This is a genomic window from Paraburkholderia phenazinium (genome assembly GCF_900141745.1).
GTDB classification, from domain to species: Bacteria; Pseudomonadota; Gammaproteobacteria; order Burkholderiales; family Burkholderiaceae; genus Paraburkholderia; species Paraburkholderia phenazinium_B.
This window is the reverse complement of sequence record NZ_FSRM01000001.1, coordinates 1,766,001-1,784,804: the sequence shown is the minus strand read 5'-3', so window position 1 is coordinate 1,784,804 and position 18,804 is coordinate 1,766,001. Positions and strand designations below refer to the sequence as shown.

Below are 18,804 nucleotides of genomic sequence, written 5' to 3'. Positions count from 1 at the left end.
TTCAGGCTACGGCAGGTTCATATGGACGCGCGAAGAAACGCGCATCCAGTCAATCAATGGCCCGCATCGGCGACGCGCGTTTGTACCGCGTCGGCAACACCGGGTTCGAGTTCGGCAGGCGCCGCCAGGTCGGGCGCAAGTTCGCGGCTACGGGCGGCGGCGGGTTTGTCGGCGCTGCGTGAAGAGGCGTCGGATTTGTCGAGCTTTTCGGCGCGCTCGGTCTTTTCGGCTTTTTCCGCCTTGTCCTTCTCGGCCTTGTCTTTCTCGGCCTTGTCTTTTTCCGCCGAGGTCTGGCTGCTGTATTCCACGTGCGCAGCCCGGATTACCGCAAGCGGTGCGACGACCGGCGCGGCGACGGGTGCTGGCCGCTCGGCCACGGCGGCCTCGGTCCCGGCTGCGGCTGCCTTCGGCTCGCCGCGCGCGCTCCGCTCGTTCTTACGGTCCGGCGCACGCAGATCGAGCGCGGTTTGCACACCGGTCACGCCAGGGACAATCTCCGGCTCGGCATGCTTCGCCGCCCGGGCGCCCTTCGAGCGCTTTGGCTTGGCCACCACGGCAGGCGCGGCGGCCATCACCTCGTCCAGTGCCTTCTTGGCTGCGGCCTGCTCGGCCGCGCGCCGGCTGGCGCCCGAACCGGACACCTTGACTTCCAGCTTCGGCACCGTGCATTCGACTTCAAACTGCTGATTGTGCGCCGCACCATGCGTTGCCACGACAGTGTAGGTGGGCAACGCAATCTTGTGCCCCTGCAGATACTCCTGCAGCAGCGTCTTCGAGTCCTTGCCGAGCGTGCGGGGATCGATATGGTCCAGAATCGGCACGTAGAGGCGTTTGATGACCGTCTGAGCGGCTTCGAAGCCACCGTCCAGGAAGATGGCACCCAGGATAGCTTCGAGCGTGTCAGCGAGGATTGACGGGCGGCGGAAGCCGCCACTGCGCAGCTCGCCTTCACCGAGCCGGAGGCCCTCTGAAATATTCAGGGCCTGAGCAATTTCGTACAGCGACTGCTGTTTGACCAGATTGGCGCGGACGCGCGACAGGTCGCCCTCGTCCAGTTTGCTGAAACGTTGGAACAATAGTGCAGCCACCGCGCAATTCAGAACGGAATCGCCGAGAAACTCGAGCCGTTCGTTATGCGTGGCACTGTGACTACGGTGAGTTAAAGCCTGGCGCAACAATTCCGCATTGCGAAATTCGTAACGCAAACGGCTTTCCAACGGAGATAGGGGCATGTGCAGAGTATAACGCGGGCGCCTGCCCCGGCGAAAACGCGGAGCGGCCAACGGAAAAAGCGTTGTGAAGCGACCTTACCGCACGTTCTTAAAGTAGCGTGAGAACACGCCGCGCCCAATGAGTGGCATCTGCGCGACGTGTTGTCTGGTCAGCGTGCGGTCAGTGCGGTGACGATCAGTGGAACGTCCCGATGCGTTTCAAGTTGCTGAAATTCATCCAGATAAAGAACGCGCGGCCGACGATATTCTTGTCCGGCGCGAAGCCCCAGTAGCGACTGTCCGCGCTGTTATCACGGTTGTCGCCCATCATGAAATAATTGCCGGGCGGCACCTTGCAGATCACGCCGCGCGCGTTGTACGTGCAGTTATCCCGATACGGATAGTCTTCCGCGCCGACGATGTACGGCGGCACTGCCGGATTATTGAGAATTGCATTCTTGCGGCCGTCGATGTCCTCTTCGAACTGTTTCGCGTACCCAATGCGCTCTTCGTCGAAGTAGTCAGGCAGTGGCGTCTCCGGCACAGGCTTGCCGTTGATGGTCAGCTGTTTGTCCTGATACGCCACCACGTCGCCCGGCAGGCCGATCACGCGCTTGATGTAGTCGACCGATTCGTCTTTCGGGTAGCGGAACACCACCACGTCGCCGCGCTGAAGCGGACTGCCGTCGGTGATCTTGGTGTTGGTGATCGGCAGACGGATGCCATATTCATACTTGTTGACGAGGATGAAGTCGCCCACCAGCAGCGTCGGCACCATCGAGCCCGACGGAATCTTGAACGGCTCGACCACAAACGAGCGGACCACGAACACCACGAGAATGACCGGGAAGAAGCTCGCCGAATATTCGAGCCACCAGGGTTGGCGAAGCTTTTCTTCACGCAGACGCGCCCGCGTTTGCGGAGCGTTTTCGTCGGCGAAGCGCTCACCAACGCGCGCCTGCTGACGGTCGAACTCGGCAACTGCCTCGTCCGCCGCGCGCCGCCGTTGCGGCACGAAAACCAGTTTGTCTGCGACCCATGCGATGCCCGTAATGATGACGAGCACAAAAAGAATCAGCGCAAAATTCATAGAGTTCCGTTCTTCGTCTTATTTGTCTTCGACACGCAGAATCGCGAGGAAAGCTTCTTGCGGAATCTCGACGGACCCGACCTGCTTCATTCGCTTCTTGCCTGCCTTCTGCTTTTCCAACAGCTTCTTCTTACGTGAAATATCGCCGCCGTAGCATTTTGCCAGCACATTCTTACGCAATGCCTTGATGTTTTCGCGGGCGATAATGTTCGCGCCGATGGTCGCCTGAATCGCCACGTCGTACATCTGACGCGGAATCAGTTCGCGCATCTTGGCCGCCACTTCGCGGCCGCGGTGCTGGCTCTGCGAACGGTGGACGATCACCGACAGCGCATCGACCTTGTCGCCGTTGATCAGCATGTCCACCTTCACGACATCCGCTGCACGATATTCCTTGAACTCGTAGTCCATCGACGCATAACCGCGCGACATGGACTTTAGACGATCGAAGAAGTCGAGCACGACTTCGCCCATCGGAATTTCGTACGTGAGCTGAACCTGGCGGCCGTGGTACTGCATGTTGATCTGGACGCCGCGCTTTTGCGTACACAGCGTGATGACCGAGCCCACGTAGTCCTGCGGCATATACAGGTTCACGGTGACGATCGGCTCGCGCACTTCTTCGATCTTCGACGGATCAGGCATCTTGGCAGGGTTCTCGACCATGATGACCGTGCCGTCGCGTTGCAGGACTTCATACACCACGGTCGGCGCCGTGGTGATCAGGTCCATGTCGAACTCGCGCTCGAGGCGCTCCTGCACGATCTCCATGTGCAGGAGACCGAGGAAGCCGCAACGGAAGCCGAAGCCAAGCGCCTGCGAAACTTCCGGCTCGTAGTGCAGCGAGGCGTCGTTGAGCTTCAGTTTTTCCAGCGAATCGCGCAGGGCGTCGTACTGGTTGGCTTCGACCGGGTAGAGACCGGCGAACACCTGCGGCTTCACTTCCTTGAAGCCCGGCAGCGGCGCGGGCGCCGGACGGTTCACCAGCGTGACGGTATCGCCCACCTTCGCGGCGGCCAATTCCTTGATGCCGGCGATGATGAAGCCCACCTGCCCGGCGGACAGCGACTCGAGATTCTTCGATTTCGGCGTGAACACGCCAATGTGCTCGACCGGGTACTGAGTGTCGGTCGCCATCAAGCGGATCTTGTCTTTGGGACGCAGCGTGCCGTTGACGATACGCACCAGCATCACCACGCCAACGTAGTTGTCGAACCACGAATCGATGATCAACGCCTGCAGCGGCGCTTCGGGATCGCCCTTGGGCGGCGGCACTTTCGCGATCAGCGCTTCCAGCACGTCTTCGACGCCGAGGCCCGTTTTCGCGCTACAACGCGTGGCATCGGTTGCGTCGATGCCGATCACATCTTCGATTTCGGTGATCGCGTTTTCGGGGTTCGCCGCGGGCAAGTCGATCTTGTTGAGGACCGGAATCACATCGACGCCGAGCTCGATTGCCGTATAGCAGTTCGCAACCGTCTGAGCTTCGACGCCCTGACTCGCGTCGACCACCAGCAGCGCGCCTTCGCACGCCGACAGCGAGCGGCTGACTTCGTACGAGAAATCGACGTGCCCCGGCGTGTCGATCATATTGAGGTTGTAGATCCGCCCATCGCGGGCTTTGTACGTCAGTGCAGCAGTCTGTGCCTTGATGGTGATGCCGCGCTCGCGCTCGAGATCCATCGAGTCGAGCACCTGCGATTCCATTTCGCGGTCGGACAGGCCGCCGCAAATCTGGATGATGCGATCGGCGAGCGTCGACTTGCCATGGTCGATGTGCGCAATGATCGAGAAATTACGAATATGATCCATTCAGTACCGATCAAGCGAAAAAGGCGCGCCCGGACGATTGCGGAGCACGCCTTGGAAGTAGGTGAAAAACCTCTCTATTTTAGCCGAAAAAGGCTTCCGCCCGGCATATCTTGCAGGAGAGCACTGAAAGCGGGCTCAGACGTATGTCGGGCCCCGTGACTTTCGATGCGCTAGCGGATCTGCCCGGCACGTGCGCTCAGCGCTGCGCGGACCCGCCCTTCGTCGAGGTGATAGTGGCACAACTCGACACCATCACACACCAAAACCGGCACTAACTCGTTGTAACGCGCTTCGAGTGCAGGATCAGTGTCGACATCGACGATCTCGACCTGCGCCCCGAACTCCATCAGCAACGGCTCGAGCCCGGCACGCATGTCGTCACAAAGGTGGCACCACGCGCGCCCGTAGAGCGTGAGCGGTGCCACCGGTGTTGTCACTTCTGCGCGGAGCCGCTACGCGGGCGCAGCGGCACGAATTGCGTGTTGTCGCCACGACGCACCAGCAACGCAATCATCTTTTGCGGGTCCAGATGCGCGGTCACTTCGTCGAACTGCTTCGCGCTCGAGATATCCGTATCGCCGACGCGCAGAATGATGTCGCCCTTCTGCAAGCCGACGCGGGCAGCCGGTCCGTCCACCTGATCGACCTGCACGCCACCGTGCACCTTCAGCGTCTTCTGCTGGTCGGCGGGGATGTCGCTCACCGCGATGCCGAGAGAATTCGTCGCGCGTTGCTTCGGCGGCGGGGTCTGCTTCTCGTCGGTCTTGGCGGTTTTGTCAGCCTGCATTTCGGCAATCGTGACCGACAGATCGCGCGTTTGCCCCTTGCGCCACACGGTGATGGTGGCCTTGGTGCCCGGCTTCGTGTCGCCAACCATACGCGGCAAGTCAGTCGCGGTGTCGACGGAATGGCCGTTGAACTTCAGGATGATGTCGCCCGGCTGCACGCCGGCTTTATCGGCCGGGCCTCCAGGTTCGACACTGCTGACGAGCGCACCTTGAGCGGACGGCAAGCCAAGCGAATCGGCCACGTCCTTGGTCACTTCGCCGATGGCCACCGCAATCCGGCCACGCGTGACTTTGCCCGTTGTCTTCAACTGCTCGGCCACGCGCATCGCTTCGTCGATCGGGATCGCGAACGAAATGCCCATGAACCCGCCGGTACGGCTGTAGATCTGCGAGTTGATGCCGATTACCTCGCCCTGCATATTGATGAGCGGACCACCCGAGTTGCCAGGATTGACCGGCACGTCGGTCTGGATGAACGGCAGATAATCACCGGTGTCGCGCCCTTTGGCGCTGACAATCCCGGCGGTGACCGTGTTTTCCAGCCCGAACGGCGAGCCGATGGCCACAACCCATTCGCCCACACGCACCTTGGTCGAATCGCCAATCGTGACGGCCGGCAGATTCGACGCGTTGATCTTCACCACCGCAACGTCGGTGCGATCGTCCATGCCAATCAGCTTGGCCTTGAATTCTCGCTTGTCGGTCAGCGTGACATAGATGTTGTCGGCGTCATCGACCACGTGGGCGTTGGTCATCACATAGCCATCCTGCGACAGGATGAAGCCGGACCCCACACCGCTGCTCTGCTCGGAATCGGAGTTGTCGGGTGCGTCCTGGTTGCTGCTGCTCCCGCCGCTGCCACTGCCGTTGTCGCCGTTATCGCCGCCACTACCGCCACCGCCGTTGCCATTCCCATTGCCAGGCGAACCGGGCTGCTGCGGCAACGGAATGCCGAAAAAGCGCCGGAAGAACTCTGACATATCACCGTCATCGAGTCCTGGCGCCGTGCCATGGGCACTGCTACCCGTCACCTTGGTCGTGGTGCGGATGTTGACGACTGCCGGCCCGACCTTGTCGACGAGATCGGTAAAGTCGGGAAGATTGGCTGCAGGCGCCGCCGACGCTGCATGCGGTACGAGCGGCAGACAAACTGCCACCACCGCGGCTGCGAGAAATTTGCGCACCGTGAAAATCGTCATATCGTAGCCAGCAGAGGGATTCGAGGAATTACTTGGGAGCCTTATATTCTATGGCAGACGCAAATTGCTGCAATGTGGCTTGGGGCACTTCCCCCAGCAGAGTAATCCAGAAGTCACCTTGACGCTTGACCAGCACGTGCGTCGCCCCGCTGCTGCCAGCGCCTTCCTTACGGGTATTTTTTTCGACCGGCTCGACAAATACCGAAATCGCCGCGAGGCCGTCCGAGAACACGGCCTGGTCGACCGGGATGGGTGGCTCGCTTGGATCAGCCGACGCCATCGGACGGCGCAACTCGCGAATCTTGTGGAAACCGGGCACGGTGGGATCGATCTGCCAGCCCTGCGCTTCCATATCCACCGGCTCGACCGGCGGCTTCACGACGGTCCAGCCCGCGGTGTTGTGGATGCCATTGGCGATCGGCGTCGTATCGACCGGCACGCCTATGCTGATCTGCGAGAACGACAACTGCTCGAGCACCTGCCCGCTCGGGTCGAGCGTCTGCGCGCGCAGCAGTAAGCCGGTCTTTTTGTCCGCCCAAAGCTTGTAAGCGAACCGGAAGGCGTCTTTCGGGTCGAGTTCGAGCACTTGACTGTCGATACCCGCGACGCGGTCGTCGCCGAGCAGCTTCGGCTCATAGACAGACATCACCTGGTCGCTGCTGGCCGCGAGCAAAGCGGGGAATGAATCTTTGTTTTGGCGCTTTTCGACGACGCACAAATGCCGTTCGGGGATGAACGTGTACATTTCGTCGTTATGGCGCAACATCTTGCGCGGCTTGCCGTCCAGGCTTTCGAGCTGCTCGAACTCGCCGTCCCTGTGGGTGGCGAAATGGACGATCCGCGAGGTCTGGACGAAATTGCCCCGCTGATAGACGAACGCCCCTTCGTAATTCTGCTGCTGGGCGGCCTGGTGAATGCGGTTGAGCAAGTCAGCCGCAGTCCGGCGGGCGACGAGCGGATCGTCGGACTGCGCAAAGACACGCGGTGTGGCGGACAACAATACGGCTGCACAGAACAGAAATGCCGGCAGCCGCCCCCAGATAGTCGTTTTATTCAACCGCAGTGTCTGCATCAGACTATTGGCCTTGCGTGGTCATGGCGGAGGTGCGAATCAGCGGCATCGAACCGGGCATAACCGGTTGCTGTGCAAACTGTTGATGAGCTTCCAGATACTGGTCGAGGCTCGCGTCGCGGATGATGTTGCCGTCCGAAACCGGCTGGGCGGCGGCAACCGTCGGCACCGGGGCCATGGCCACACGCTGCACGGAATCGCCATGGGACTGCAGCGACGCGACCTGAGACACGCCCGCACCGCCCGGCACACCCTGCAATTGCGGCACGACAATCCACGTCAGCGTGGCGGCGGCAGCGGCGACCGCAAACGCCGGCACGAAGCGGCGGCGCAGCGCCAGCAAACGGCCTGCAGCCGGCATCGCGGCGGGCGCCAGCACGTGCGGCTCCTGCTCGAGACGCGCACTGAAGCTGGCGAGGAACGCGCTACTGGTCGCGGGGCTTACCGCCAGATCGTCCGAACGCAGAGCGTCGCCGATCAGGTGGTAATGCGACCAGGACGCGCGATCTTCGCGATCCAGCTCGGAAATAAACTTGTTCAGATGCTCTTCGCCGAACAGCTCACCGTCGACAAAAGCGGACAGACGCTCGCCTCGCGAGCTTGCTTGCGATTGCATCGAGACCGACCCCATGATGCTCCCCATCTTACACACCCCTAGTGACACCACCTAACCCAGATATTGCCCCATTGCCCCGACGGGCGAGCTGGCCGACTACCAGCGTTTGCCTTCGGGTGTGTCAAGCAATGGACGCAATTTTGCCGCAATGGCTTCGCGAGCGCGAAAAATTCGTGATCTGACCGTGCCGATTGGGCACCCCATCATCTCAGCGATTTCCTCATAGCTCAAACCTTCAATTTCACGAAGAGTAATGGCGGTGCGCAACTCTTCCGGTAAAACCGCCATCGCAGCATTGACCGTCTCAGCGATCTGCTTGCTCATCAACATCGACTCAGGCGTGTTGATATCCCTTAGTTGGTCGGCGTCCGAGAAAGTTTCAGCTTCTTCAGCATCTGCTTCGGTCGAAGTGGGTGCACGCCGCCCCTGGGTCGCAAGGTAGTTCTTTGCCGTGTTGACCGCAATCCGGTACAACCACGTATAAAAGGCCGATTCGCCGCGGAATTGGGGCAGCGCCCGGTATGCCTTGATGAAGGCATCCTGGGCTACATCCTCAACCTCAGCGGGGTCCCGCACGAGGCGCGAGATCAGCCGGAGGATCTTCCGGTGGTATTTGGAGACCAGAAGCTCGAACGCGGCCTTGTCGCCCTTCTGGACGCGTTCGACCAGCACCTGATCAATTTCTTTTTCGCTCACCTGATAAATCCGTTAACTATGGGCTGCAACGCGGGGCACCATTGTAGCGTCCCCATCATCGCGTCACGTTACTAAGGTACTCGCGGTTACAGTCGTTACAGTCAGACGCCGGCGGCGCGCCGGCCCAGCACGGCCAGCTCGCGGAACGCCTCGGCAGACAGCGTGTCGGCCGCGATCAGCAACGGCCGGGAACGGCCGCTCGCGCCCACGAGCACCAGAATGAGGAGCCGGCCGCTCCACTGCGAGCAACCGGCAATACGACCCTGCTCGAGCGTGCGCCCGGCGCGGTTCCAGACGGTGAGGCCATCGGGCCCGATTTTGATGGCGCCGGGCTCGGCGTGCCAATGCCGCCGCGCGGCGAGCGAGAGGAAAGCTAGCACAGTTGCGGCAGCGGGCGCTGCCTGCATGGCGCCGAGCCGGGCTGACAGGCATGCCTGAACGGCAGCCACGGCAATCAGGATAAAAGCCACCGTTGCGCTACGCAGGACAACGGAGCGTCGCAGGGTAACCAGCGGCGCTCCGTTCGGCGATACCGGTCCGGCGGGAAGCGCGGGACCGGGCTGCGTGGAGGGTGACGTCAAACGGACCGGTCCGCTCAGGCGCGCTTGAAGACCAGCGTGCCGTTCGTGCCGCCGAACCCAAACGAGTTCTTCAGCGCGATGTCGATTTTCATCTCCCGCGCGGTGTTGGCGCAGTAATCAAGATCGCACTGGGGATCCTGGTTGAAGATGTTGATCGTCGGCGGCGAGATCTGATTGTGCACGGCGAGGACCGTGAAGACCGACTCGAGACCGCCCGCGCCACCCAGCAGGTGGCCGGTCATCGACTTTGTCGAATTCACGACGATGTTCTTCGCGTGATCGCCGAAGGCACGCTTGATGCCGGTGGTTTCCGCGAGGTCGCCGAGCTGCGTCGAGGTGCCATGGGCGTTCAGGTAGTTCACCTGATCCACGTTCACACCTGCATTCTTCAATGCGGCCAGCATGCATCGACGTGCGCCGTCGCCATCTTCTACCGGGGCAGTCATGTGATAGGCGTCGCCGCTCATCCCATAACCGCTCACTTCGGCGTAAATCTTCGCGCCGCGGGCCTTCGCGTGCTCGTACTCTTCGAGCACCATCACGCCGGCGCCCTCGCCGAGCACGAAGCCGTCGCGATCCTTGTCCCACGGACGGCTCGCCGTAGCCGGATCGTCATTGCGTTGCGACAGGGCACGCGCCGCCGCGAAGCCGCCAATGCCAAGCGGCGACACGGTCGATTCCGCACCGCCCGCAATCATCACGTCGGCGTCGCCATATTCGATCAGGCGCGAGGCCTCGCCGATGCAATGCAGGCCGGTGGTGCACGCCGTGACGATAGCGAGGTTCGGGCCCTTGATGCCGAACTTGATCGAGAGATGGCCGGAGATCATGTTGATGATCGAGGCCGGCACGAAGAACGGCGAAATCCGGCGCGGGCCGCGATTGAGCAGTTCCGTCTGCGTGACTTCGATCATCGGCAGACCCCCGATGCCCGAGCCAACCACAACGCCGATGCGCTCCGAATTCTCATCGGTGACTTCGAGCCCGCTGTCCTGCATCGCCTGGATGCCGGCAGCCACGCCGTAATGGATGAACGTATCCATGTGGCGCGCTTCCTTGCCGGGGATGTAGTCCTCGATATTGAAGCCCTTCACCTCGCCGGCAAAGCGGGTCGTGAAGTTCGCGGCATCGAACTTCGTGATGTTGGCAATGCCCGACTTGCCGGCGACCAGATTGGCCCAGCCGTCGGCAACATTATTGCCAACAGGCGAAATCAGCCCCAGGCCTGTAACGACAACACGACGACGGCTCACGGTAACCTCTTTTTCATAGGTGACAAAAGCAAAAGCCACAGCGGCCACAGGAATCGGACCTGTGAGCCCTGTGGCTGTTAACCTGGAACACGCGCTGAAAAACGCGTTGGAAACTGCGCCGAAACCTGCACTTGCATCTGCGCTGGAAACGGCTGCGCCGGCAACTTCATCGCCAACTCCGTCGGCAATAGCACCAGCCCCGTGGATGCCGGAAACCGGCCCAACAGGGCGTCACACGCCGCCAACCCAGCAACGCGGGCGCGAATGACCTTAGGCCTTGACGTTTGCGCGAGCGTAGTCGATCGCTTGCTGGACGGTCGTGATCTTCTCAGCTTCTTCATCCGGAATTTCCATGCCGAATTCGTCTTCGAGGGCCATCACGAGTTCGACGGTGTCGAGCGAGTCAGCGCCGAGGTCGTTCACGAACGAGGCTTCGTTCTTGATCTCTGCTTCGGCAACGCCCAGTTGTTCTGCGACGATCTTCTTGACGCGCTGTTCGATATTGTCCATTAACCCCTCCAAGGGAAAAGAAGTTCAAAAATACAGGTGCGCGCATTTTATCAGGTTTGCCCCTGCAAAAAAGCGGCGCGCACGGTTCCTGTCAAGGCATCCGCCCGGTCACGACGAGAATCGCGTCACGGCGCGGATGGTAACCGAATTCCGTTAAGACATGTACATGCCGCCGTTTACATGCAACGTCGTGCCGGTGATGTAGCCGGCCTGCGGCGAAGCAAGAAACGCGACAGCATGAGCGATGTCTTCCGGGCTGCCCAGACGGCCAAGCGGAATCTGGGTCTTGAGCGCGGTTTGCTGCTCTTCCGGCAGGGTCTTCGTCATGTCGGTGTCGATAAAGCCCGGCGCGACGCAGTTCACGGTAATGCCGCGGCTGCCGATCTCGCGCGCCAGCGCCCGCGTCATACCCGCTACACCGGCTTTCGCCGCCGCGTAGTTGGCCTGTCCCGGGTTGCCAGCCGAGCCGACCACCGACGTAATGTTGATAATGCGGCCGCCGCGCGCCTTCATCATCGGGCGGAGCACTGCGCGCGACAGGCGGAACACGGACTTGAGATTGGTGTCGATCACCGCGTCCCAGTCGTCGTCCTTCATGCGCATCGCCAGTTGATCTTGGGTAATGCCCGCGTTGTTCACGAGCACGTGCAACGTTCCAAATTCTTTCACGGTGCCGTCGATCAGCGCTTCTGCTGCAGCCGCGTCGTTCACGTTCAGTACTGCGCCGCGGCCGTTCACGCCTTCGGCCTTGAACGCTTCGGTGATCGAGGCAGCGCCGCTTTCGCTGGTCGCCGTGCCGATGACGGTCGCACCCTGGCGCGCCAGTTCGAGCGCAATGGCGCGGCCAATACCCCGGGAGGCGCCGGTCACGATCGCGATCTGCTTATCGAGAGTCTTTTCCATCTTTCAGTCCGGAGTGCCCGTGAGGGCTGATTGCAGTCTTTAGGCTGTAGTGAGTACTGTGATACTTGCGGCTGTACCTGCGCGCCGCTCAGGCCGTCACGAGCTTAAGCGTTTCTTCGAGCGAGGCCGGATCGAAAACCGAGGCACCGACCAGATTGCCGTCGATGCGCTTGGTCAGACCTGACAGAACCTTGCCGGGACCGCATTCGATCACATGCGTGACACCCTGGCCCGCGATCGCCTGCACGCATTCGACCCAGCGCACCGCGCCGGCTGCCTGACGCACGAGTGCATCCTTGATCGCGGCCGGCTCGTTGACGATAGCCACATCGACGTTATTCACAACGGGGATCTTCGGCACCTGCATTTCGACGCTCGCGAGATACTCGCGCAACTGGTCCGATGCGGGCTTGAGAAGCGAGGAATGGAAAGGCGCCGACACCGGCAGCGGTAGCGCACGCTTCGCGCCCTTGGCCTTGGCGATTTCGCAAGCCTTTTCGACCGCGGCCTTGTTGCCGGCAATCACGACCTGCGACGGCGCATTGAAATTCACCGCTTCCACGACACCCGCCGACGCTGCTTCGGCACACACCGCACGCACCGCGTCATCGTCGAGACCGAGAATCGCCGCCATGCCGCCCTCGCCTACCGGCACGGCCGTCTGCATGGCCTGCGCGCGAAAACGCACGAGCGGTACCGCGTCACGGAACGCCAGCGCGCCGGCAACGACCAGCGCCGTGTATTCACCAAGGCTGTGGCCCGCGACGATTGCCGGCGCCGGACCGCCCGCAGCCTGCCACGCGCGGTAGATCGCGTACGCGGCCGTCAGCATGACGGGTTGGGTATTGGTGGTGAGGTTCAGATCGTCAGCCGGACCTTCGGCGATCAGCTTGCCCAGATCCTGGCCGAGCGCGTCGGAGGCTTCCTGAACTGTCTCGCGCACGATGGCGTGGTCGGCAAATGCGTTGAGCATGCCGACAGACTGCGAGCCCTGGCCAGGAAAAACAAACGCAAATTTCATGGGATCCTCAAAATTCGATGTTTCAGATGCGTACGGCACGCGGCCTTATTTATCGACGCGATTGATCGTTGCGGGCGACGCCGAAGCGCCGCCTCAAAAGCAGATCAATAGCGGATAACCGACGCGCCCCACGTGAAGCCGCCGCCGACGCCTTCGATCAGGACGTTCTGGCCGCGCTTGATACGGCCGTCGCGCACGGCGACGTCGAACGCGAGCGGAATGGACGCAGCCGACGTATTGCCGTGCTCGCCCACCGTGACGACCATGCGCTCCTGCGGCAGGCCCAGTTTGCGGCACGTGCTTTGCATGATACGGATATTGGCCTGATGCGGAATCAGCCAATCGACCTGTTCCGCTGTGAGGCCAGCTTTGTTAAGCGCTTCGACGGCGACCTTCTCGAGCACGTTGACGGCGAGCTTGAACACCGCCTGGCCGTCCATATGCAGGAACGCGCTACCGGCGATCACACCGCCGTTCACGTTGCCCGGCGTGCAGAGAATGTTGGAATGACTGCCGTCGGCATGCAGCGCGTTGGCAAGCACGCCAGGCTGTTCCGAGGCCGAGAGGATGACTGCGCCAGCGCCGTCGCCGAAGAGCACGCAGGTCGTGCGGTCATTGAAATCGAGCAGACGCGAGAAGGTTTCGGCTCCGATCACCAGCGCGGTGTGATGCTGACCGCTGCGGATGAAACTGTCCGCCGTTGCCACTGCATAAGCGAAGCCCGAACAGACAGCCTGCACGTCGAACGCCGCGCCGTTGTTCTTGATGCCGAGCTTGTTCTGCAGCAGACACGCCGTGCTAGGAAACACATAGTCGGGCGTGGAGGTGGCGACAATGATCAGGTCGATCGATTGCGGGTCGACATCGGCAGCTTCGATCGCGCGCTGGGCGGCGATGAGCGCGAGATCGCTAGTGGCGACATCAGGTTCTGCGAAATGGCGTGCGTGGATGCCGGTGCGGGCTACGATCCACTCGTCGCTGGTTTCGACGCCCTGCCTGGCAAGACGTTCGGCCAGGTCCTGATTGCTGACGCGCCCGGGTGGCAGATAACTGCCGGTTCCCAGCACGCGGGAATAAATTGTCGATTGAGCCATTATGCCTTCGAGGATAGCGCAGCGTAGGGCTCGGCTGGCTGGCCTGCGGCCGGACTTGCATAACCCGCGCCGCTTGCGTCGCGCGCAACCTGTTCCAGAGAACTCGCGTTCTCTTCCATCGCCCGCGCAAGGCGTTCCAGCACGCCGTTTTTGACGGCATCATACCCGCGTTTGATCGCCCACTCAAACGCGTACGCGTCCGCCGAGCCGTGGCTCTTGATCACGAGACTACGCAGGCCGAGCAATGCTGCACCATTGTATTGCCGGGTGTCGACCCGCTTCTTGAAGCGTAACAGTACCGGCAACGCGAGAAGCCCCATCACCTTGGTCAGCCACGAGTGGCCGAACTCTTCCTTGATGATGTCGTTCAACATCTGCGCGAGCCCTTCCGATGTCTTCAGCGCAACATTGCCGACAAAACCGTCGCAGACGATCACATCGGTCGTGCCCTTAAAGATATCGTCGCCCTCGACGTTACCGTGGAAATTCAGTGTACTCGCCCGCAGCAACTCACCGGCACGCTTGATGGTCTCGTTGCCCTTGATGACCTCTTCGCCGATGTTAAGCAGACCGATCGTAGGACGTTCCTTGCCCTCGAGCGCCGACACGAGCGCATGCCCCATCTCCGCAAACTGCAGCAGGTGCTGCGGCTCGCAATCGACGTTGGCGCCCAAGTCGAGCATCATCGTGTAGCCGGTTGGATTGGGCAATGCGAACGCGATCGCCGGGCGTTCGATACCCGGGAGCGTTTTCAGAACATAGCGGGACACCGCCATCAGCGCACCGGTGTTGCCGGCGGAGATGCAGGCCTGAGCCTCGCCTTCCTTGACGCGGTTGAGCGCCACGCGCATCGACGAGTCTTTCTTCTTGCGCAGCGCGACTTCAACCGAGTCGTCCATGGCGACGATCTCTGAAGCCGGCACGATGACCAGCGCAGACTCGCCCTCGGCCTTCAACTTCTTGAGCTGGGCGCGGATCACGCTTTCGATACCGACGAGCATCAACTGCGCATCGGGATGCGAACGAACGAAACTGACAGCCGCGGGAACGGTCACGGACGGGCCGTGGTCGCCTCCCATGCAATCTATCGTGAGCTTTACTGTCATGGAGTGCGACGAATTTCAGGAGCTCTGCATGGGAACGCAGCAAGCGCTAGACGGCTAACTGCGTTCGACACAAAAAAGCGGCCATAGATGCCGCCTTTTTGTCGAGCCGGGAAAATGTCAAGCGAGCCGATCGCCACGCGAAACGCCAAGGGGCGCAACGCAACGGGACGATTAGTCGTTCTTCGTCTTGACGACTTTCTTGCCGCGATAGTAGCCGTTCGGGCTAACGTGGTGACGCAGATGCACTTCACCCGTACTCGGTTCCACAGCCAGCGGCGCTGCGCTGAGGAAATCGTGCGAGCGGTGCATGCCGCGCTTCGACGGCGACTTCTTGTTTTGTTGGACTGCCATGATAACTCCTAAAAATTTTCCGAATTCTAACACAGCCCGATACGGCAATCGTCACTGGCCGAATGGCCAACGCGCCGCATCGCGCTCCTATGCAACTGTTCAGTGCTTCTCGCCGCCGGAACCACCCTTCTTGAGGGCTTCGAGCGCCGCAAACGGATTGGGCCGGGCGGGCTCGCCGCCCTCTTCAGCCTCATCCTCTCCGGCTTCGTCGCCCTCATCGCCGGCCACCCCAGACACGAGCGACTCGTGCACTTCAGGGCAAACCTCGTGCTTGGGCACCAGCGGCAAACTCAGCAGCAACTCTTCTTCGATCAAGTCGATAAGATCGAAATGGGCTGAACCCACGATCACATCGACTTCATCCTCGTCGAGCGGAAACTCTTCGGCTTCCGCCTCAGTGTTGACGATCCGGTAAGTCGCATCGACGTTGAACGCCTGCAGATACGGCGTGAGACACCGCTGACATTCGAGCCATGCCGACCCGTGAATCGCGAGCCTCAGATAAGGCTGCGGACCCTCGGTGCCGTCGTCCTGCAATTCCGGCTGCGTTGCCCCTTCGGCCTGCCAGGTGAACGCGCTTTCGCGCTCTGGCGCTTCCGCAGGAACTTCGTTTAACATGCGCGGCAGTTGCGAGACGCGCACGAGACCCGCGGCCTGACAGCCACTCCGCGCGAATTCGAAAAGATCGACATCATGCGGGTCGGCGAGACCTGCAGGTTTGCCAGGATGTTGAGTCATGTGCGCTCCTGCGTCGGCACGGATTTAGCCGGGGTAAATCAGGTCAGTATGCCGCCTGCCGAGGCGCTGCTACTACGAGACAAACCCTGATTGCAGCAAGACCGCATTGGGGGTTTGCGCGGGATTTTCACGAGGCTTCCCCGAGGTTTCCCTGCAGCGCAACGTTCACATACCGATGAAAAGCCCAAAATCATATCCGTTTTGTCTTTTCGAGTCAAACACTTAAGCCCACACGCGCGAAAGCCCGTGCGGCCTGCTCTCCCTAGCCTTTGGTTCACCATGCCGGATATCTCTTCCCGCCCGCCGCGCCTGATTCTGGCGTCGAGTTCGCGCTACCGCCGCGAGCTTCTGGAACGCCTGCGCGTGCCGTTCGATGTCGTCGTACCCGCTGTCGACGAGACGCCTCACCCGGGAGAAACGCCCGAAGCGACCGCCCTGCGGCTCTCCGAGGATAAAGCACGGGCGGTCGCAGCCAAACTGGCCGCCGGTGAACACGCACTCGTGATCGGCTCAGATCAGGTCGCCACTTACGACGGTCTGCAGATTGGCAAACCGGGCTCGCACGACAAGGCGCTTGCCCAGCTGCAGGCCATGCGCGGCCGCGAAGTGCTGTTTCATAGCGCGCTGTGCCTGTTCGACAGTCGCGACAGCAGCGCCCAGACGCTTGATGTCGTGACGACGGTACGCTTCCGGAATCTGTCAGACGCTGAACTGGAAGCCTATTTGAGAGCCGAAACGCCTTACGATGTCGCCGGAAGTGCCAAATCCGAAGGGCTCGGCATTGCGCTGCTAGATGCGATCGAGTCGGACGATCCGACCGCGCTGGTCGGACTGCCGCTGATCGCGTTGTCGCGAATGCTGCTGGCGGCCGGTTTTCCACTGTTGGGGGCACGATGAGCGGCATACTGTATCTGATCCCGAACACCCTGGGCGAAGGTGACGCGGACGCGCTCGACGCCGTGCTGCCCGCGCCAGTGCGGGCGCGCGCCGCGGCTCTGCACTATTACATCGGCGAAAACGCGAAAACCACGCGCGCCTTCCTGAAGAAAGTCGGCACCGAACGGCCGATCCAGGAAATCGAGATTCGCGAGTTAAACGTGAATACCCCGGCGGGCGAGATCGAAAAACTGCTGGCGCCGATCCTCGCAGGCACGGATGCGGGCCTCGTCTCGGAGGCCGGTTGTCCGGCGGTCGCCGATCCGGGTGCGCTGCTGGTGCGGCGGGCGCACGAGCGCGGCGTCAAGGTTGTGCCGTTCGTGGGACCGAGCTCGATTCTGCTGGCGTTGATGGCTTCCGGCCTGAACGGCCAGAGTTTCGCCTTTCACGGTTACCTGCCGGTGGACGCAGCCGAACGGGCCAAGCGGCTGCGCGATCTGGAACAACAGTCGCGCAAGGGAAAGCAGACGCAGATCTTTATCGAGACGCCTTATCGCAACAAGGCGCTGCTCGATACTTTACTGGCGACCTGCGCGCCGTCGACGCTGGTGTGCGTCGCAGTGGATCTGACGCTGGAGACCGAGACGATTGCGAGTCGAACCGTGTCGGACTGGAAAAAGGCGCCGGTGCTCGATCTGCACAAGCGCCCGGCGATCTTCCTGCTTCTTGCCGTCTGAAAGAGGGGCCGGCCGCCGGACCTGCGAGGACGAAGGCCGCCCGAAACGGCGGCCGCTACTTGACTGGGCGAGTTCCGCTTGACCAGCCGCCGACCGACTGACCGTCCCCGCGGTAAGCGACTCCCTGCGTCACTGTTTACCGCAAGCTCATCTTCCCGCCCAGCACCATCGCGTGAACCGCAGCGCTGCCAACCGCCGCGCCGAACTTGCGCGCCACGCGATCGGTGATGCTTTCCTTCACGGTGTAATCGACGATATCCGGCGCCTTGATAATCTCGCGCGCGACATAATCAGAGTCGCCAAAGCCATCCGCCAGACCAAGATCAACACTCTGCTGACCGGTCCAGAACAGACCCGAGAAAATATCCGGCGTCTCATGCAGCCGCTTGCCGCGGCCTTCGCGCACCGCGTCGATGAACTGCTGGTGGATCTGGTCGAGCATTTCCTGGGCATGCGCGTCCATCTTCGGCGTCTCCGGAGAGAACGGGTCGAAGAAGCCCTTGTTTTCGCCCGAGGTGTGCAGACGCCGCTCGACGCCGAGCTTGTCCATCAGCCCGGTAAATCCGAAGCCGTCCATCAGCACGCCGATCGAGCCGACGATGCTCGCCTTATCCACGTAAATCTTGTCTGCCGCTGCGGCCGCGTAGTACCCGCCCGAGGCGCACATGTCGCCCACCACCACATACAGCGGGATGGACGGATATTTGGCGCGCAGACGACGGATATCGCGATTGATGATACCCGCCTGCACCGGACTGCCGCCCGGACTGTTGCAGCTCAGGATCACGCCCGCCGTGCCGGCGTCGTCGAAGGCGCTTTCCAATGCGGAGTCAACATCATCGGCGTTCGCATTCGTGTCCGCGGCAATTTCCCCGTCGAGCGTGACCAGTGCGGTATGGCGCCCAGTGGTGGCGACCTTCTCGCCGGAAAAGTCGAACACGCCCCAGACCACCAGCAGCAGCAGGATGACGAAGACAAAGCGAAAGAAGATCTTCCAGCGCCGTGCCGCGCGCTGTTCGCTGATGGCAGCGAGCGCAATGCGTTCGAGCGCGGCGCGCTCCCAGCCCGGTTCATCAGTTGGCGTCGGCCTGCGGCCCGCTGAGGACGGTTGGTTCGGATCGGGAGTGAGATTGTCGGCCATGCGTCGCAG

Annotated in this window: 20 protein-coding genes; 2 read left to right on the top strand and 18 right to left on the bottom strand. The window is 61.6% G+C overall.

Annotation, left to right across the window (positions count from 1 at the left end; translation table 11 throughout):
* Positions 1–53 precede the first annotated feature (53 nt).
* The 17 genes from rnc to BUS06_RS08265 form a co-directional block, all read right to left on the bottom strand.
* Complete coding sequence (gene rnc, locus BUS06_RS08345; protein WP_074263846.1) at positions 54–1,232, bottom strand: ribonuclease III; 1,179 nt, start codon at positions 1,230–1,232, stop codon at positions 54–56.
* A gap of 175 nt (positions 1,233–1,407) precedes the next feature.
* Complete coding sequence (gene lepB, locus BUS06_RS08340; protein WP_074263845.1) at positions 1,408–2,301, bottom strand: signal peptidase I; 894 nt, start codon at positions 2,299–2,301, stop codon at positions 1,408–1,410.
* Between the two features lie 18 nt (positions 2,302–2,319).
* On the bottom strand, positions 2,320–4,113 hold the full coding sequence (lepA, locus tag BUS06_RS08335; RefSeq protein ID WP_074263844.1) for a translation elongation factor 4: 1,794 nt from the start codon (positions 4,111–4,113) through the stop codon (positions 2,320–2,322).
* A 170-nt stretch (positions 4,114–4,283) separates the two neighbouring features.
* Entirely contained in the window at positions 4,284–4,550 is a 267-nt protein-coding gene (locus tag BUS06_RS08330; RefSeq protein WP_074263843.1) for a glutaredoxin family protein, read from the bottom strand.
* A complete protein-coding gene (locus tag BUS06_RS08325) occupies positions 4,547–6,100 on the bottom strand; it encodes a DegQ family serine endoprotease (protein ID WP_074263842.1) in 1,554 nt (517 codons plus the stop codon). The genes BUS06_RS08330 and BUS06_RS08325 overlap by 4 nt, the downstream gene beginning before the upstream one ends.
* A gap of 28 nt (positions 6,101–6,128) precedes the next feature.
* Positions 6,129–7,172, bottom strand: a complete 1,044-nt coding sequence (locus BUS06_RS08320; RefSeq protein WP_074263841.1) for a MucB/RseB C-terminal domain-containing protein — start codon at positions 7,170–7,172, stop codon at positions 6,129–6,131.
* A gap of 4 nt (positions 7,173–7,176) precedes the next feature.
* Positions 7,177–7,803, bottom strand: a complete 627-nt coding sequence (locus tag BUS06_RS08315) for a sigma-E factor negative regulatory protein (RefSeq protein ID WP_074263840.1) — start codon at positions 7,801–7,803, stop codon at positions 7,177–7,179.
* 81 nt (positions 7,804–7,884) lie between these two features.
* Positions 7,885–8,484 carry an RNA polymerase sigma factor RpoE gene (gene rpoE / locus BUS06_RS08310; RefSeq protein ID WP_006051939.1) on the bottom strand — a complete coding sequence of 200 codons (600 nt, stop codon included), beginning with the start codon at positions 8,482–8,484 and terminating at the stop codon, positions 7,885–7,887.
* Positions 8,485–8,585: 101 nt separating this feature from the next.
* Positions 8,586–8,954, bottom strand: a complete 369-nt coding sequence (locus BUS06_RS08305) for a protein YgfX (RefSeq protein WP_254368785.1) — start codon at positions 8,952–8,954, stop codon at positions 8,586–8,588.
* A gap of 125 nt (positions 8,955–9,079) precedes the next feature.
* A complete protein-coding gene (gene fabF / locus BUS06_RS08300; RefSeq protein ID WP_074265970.1) occupies positions 9,080–10,318 on the bottom strand; it encodes a beta-ketoacyl-ACP synthase II in 1,239 nt (412 codons plus the stop codon).
* A 270-nt stretch (positions 10,319–10,588) separates the two neighbouring features.
* Positions 10,589–10,828, bottom strand: a complete 240-nt coding sequence (gene acpP, locus BUS06_RS08295; RefSeq protein ID WP_004197638.1) for an acyl carrier protein — start codon at positions 10,826–10,828, stop codon at positions 10,589–10,591.
* A 153-nt stretch (positions 10,829–10,981) separates the two neighbouring features.
* Positions 10,982–11,731, bottom strand: coding sequence for a 3-oxoacyl-ACP reductase FabG (gene fabG / locus BUS06_RS08290; protein ID WP_074263839.1), 750 nt, complete (start codon positions 11,729–11,731; stop codon positions 10,982–10,984).
* 88 nt (positions 11,732–11,819) lie between these two features.
* Positions 11,820–12,752, bottom strand: a complete 933-nt coding sequence (fabD, locus tag BUS06_RS08285) for an ACP S-malonyltransferase (RefSeq protein WP_074263838.1) — start codon at positions 12,750–12,752, stop codon at positions 11,820–11,822.
* A gap of 104 nt (positions 12,753–12,856) precedes the next feature.
* The gene (locus BUS06_RS08280; protein WP_074263837.1) at positions 12,857–13,846 is read right to left on the bottom strand and encodes a beta-ketoacyl-ACP synthase III; all 990 of its coding nucleotides are present in this window, start codon (positions 13,844–13,846) and stop codon (positions 12,857–12,859) included.
* A complete protein-coding gene (gene plsX / locus BUS06_RS08275; protein ID WP_074263836.1) occupies positions 13,846–14,952 on the bottom strand; it encodes a phosphate acyltransferase PlsX in 1,107 nt (368 codons plus the stop codon). The genes BUS06_RS08280 and plsX overlap by 1 nt, the downstream gene beginning before the upstream one ends.
* A gap of 171 nt (positions 14,953–15,123) precedes the next feature.
* A complete protein-coding gene (rpmF, locus tag BUS06_RS08270) occupies positions 15,124–15,303 on the bottom strand; it encodes a 50S ribosomal protein L32 (RefSeq protein WP_074263835.1) in 180 nt (59 codons plus the stop codon).
* Between the two features lie 99 nt (positions 15,304–15,402).
* Complete coding sequence (locus tag BUS06_RS08265; protein ID WP_074263834.1) at positions 15,403–16,041, bottom strand: DUF177 domain-containing protein; 639 nt, start codon at positions 16,039–16,041, stop codon at positions 15,403–15,405.
* A 279-nt stretch (positions 16,042–16,320) separates the two neighbouring features.
* Here BUS06_RS08265 and BUS06_RS08260 point away from each other — a divergent pair, with 279 nt between their 5' ends.
* Positions 16,321–16,938, top strand: a complete 618-nt coding sequence (locus BUS06_RS08260) for a Maf-like protein (protein ID WP_074263833.1) — start codon at positions 16,321–16,323, stop codon at positions 16,936–16,938.
* Positions 16,935–17,654, top strand: coding sequence for an SAM-dependent methyltransferase (locus BUS06_RS08255; RefSeq protein ID WP_074263832.1), 720 nt, complete (start codon positions 16,935–16,937; stop codon positions 17,652–17,654). The genes BUS06_RS08260 and BUS06_RS08255 overlap by 4 nt, the downstream gene beginning before the upstream one ends.
* Positions 17,655–17,790: 136 nt before the next feature.
* Here BUS06_RS08255 and BUS06_RS08250 read toward each other — a convergent pair whose 3' ends face one another.
* Positions 17,791–18,795: a S49 family peptidase gene (locus tag BUS06_RS08250; protein WP_074263831.1), complete on the bottom strand. Its 1,005-nt coding sequence runs from the start codon at positions 18,793–18,795 to the stop codon at positions 17,791–17,793.
* Positions 18,796–18,804 lie beyond the last annotated feature (9 nt).

Excerpts from the sequence above, each read along its gene's own strand:
- rnc (WP_074263846.1), bottom strand. The coding sequence starts at position 1,232 with ATGCCCCTATCTCCGTTGGAAAGCCGTTTGCGTTACGAATTTCGCAAT.
- lepB (WP_074263845.1), bottom strand. The coding sequence starts at position 2,301 with ATGAATTTTGCGCTGATTCTTTTTGTGCTCGTCATCATTACGGGCATC.
- lepA (WP_074263844.1), bottom strand. The coding sequence starts at position 4,113 with ATGGATCATATTCGTAATTTCTCGATCATTGCGCACATCGACCATGGC.
- BUS06_RS08325 (WP_074263842.1), bottom strand. The coding sequence starts at position 6,100 with ATGACGATTTTCACGGTGCGCAAATTTCTCGCAGCCGCGGTGGTGGCA.
- BUS06_RS08320 (WP_074263841.1), bottom strand. The coding sequence starts at position 7,172 with ATGCAGACACTGCGGTTGAATAAAACGACTATCTGGGGGCGGCTGCCG.
- BUS06_RS08315 (WP_074263840.1), bottom strand. The coding sequence starts at position 7,803 with ATGGGGTCGGTCTCGATGCAATCGCAAGCAAGCTCGCGAGGCGAGCGT.
- acpP (WP_004197638.1), bottom strand. The coding sequence starts at position 10,828 with ATGGACAATATCGAACAGCGCGTCAAGAAGATCGTCGCAGAACAACTG.
- fabG (WP_074263839.1), bottom strand. The coding sequence starts at position 11,731 with ATGGAAAAGACTCTCGATAAGCAGATCGCGATCGTGACCGGCGCCTCC.
- fabD (WP_074263838.1), bottom strand. The coding sequence starts at position 12,752 with ATGAAATTTGCGTTTGTTTTTCCTGGCCAGGGCTCGCAGTCTGTCGGC.
- BUS06_RS08280 (WP_074263837.1), bottom strand. The coding sequence starts at position 13,846 with ATGGCTCAATCGACAATTTATTCCCGCGTGCTGGGAACCGGCAGTTAT.
- plsX (WP_074263836.1), bottom strand. The coding sequence starts at position 14,952 with ATGACAGTAAAGCTCACGATAGATTGCATGGGAGGCGACCACGGCCCG.
- rpmF (WP_074263835.1), bottom strand. The coding sequence starts at position 15,303 with ATGGCAGTCCAACAAAACAAGAAGTCGCCGTCGAAGCGCGGCATGCAC.
- BUS06_RS08265 (WP_074263834.1), bottom strand. The coding sequence starts at position 16,041 with ATGACTCAACATCCTGGCAAACCTGCAGGTCTCGCCGACCCGCATGAT.
- BUS06_RS08260 (WP_074263833.1), top strand. The coding sequence starts at position 16,321 with ATGCCGGATATCTCTTCCCGCCCGCCGCGCCTGATTCTGGCGTCGAGT.
- BUS06_RS08255 (WP_074263832.1), top strand. The coding sequence starts at position 16,935 with ATGAGCGGCATACTGTATCTGATCCCGAACACCCTGGGCGAAGGTGAC.
- BUS06_RS08250 (WP_074263831.1), bottom strand. The coding sequence starts at position 18,795 with ATGGCCGACAATCTCACTCCCGATCCGAACCAACCGTCCTCAGCGGGC.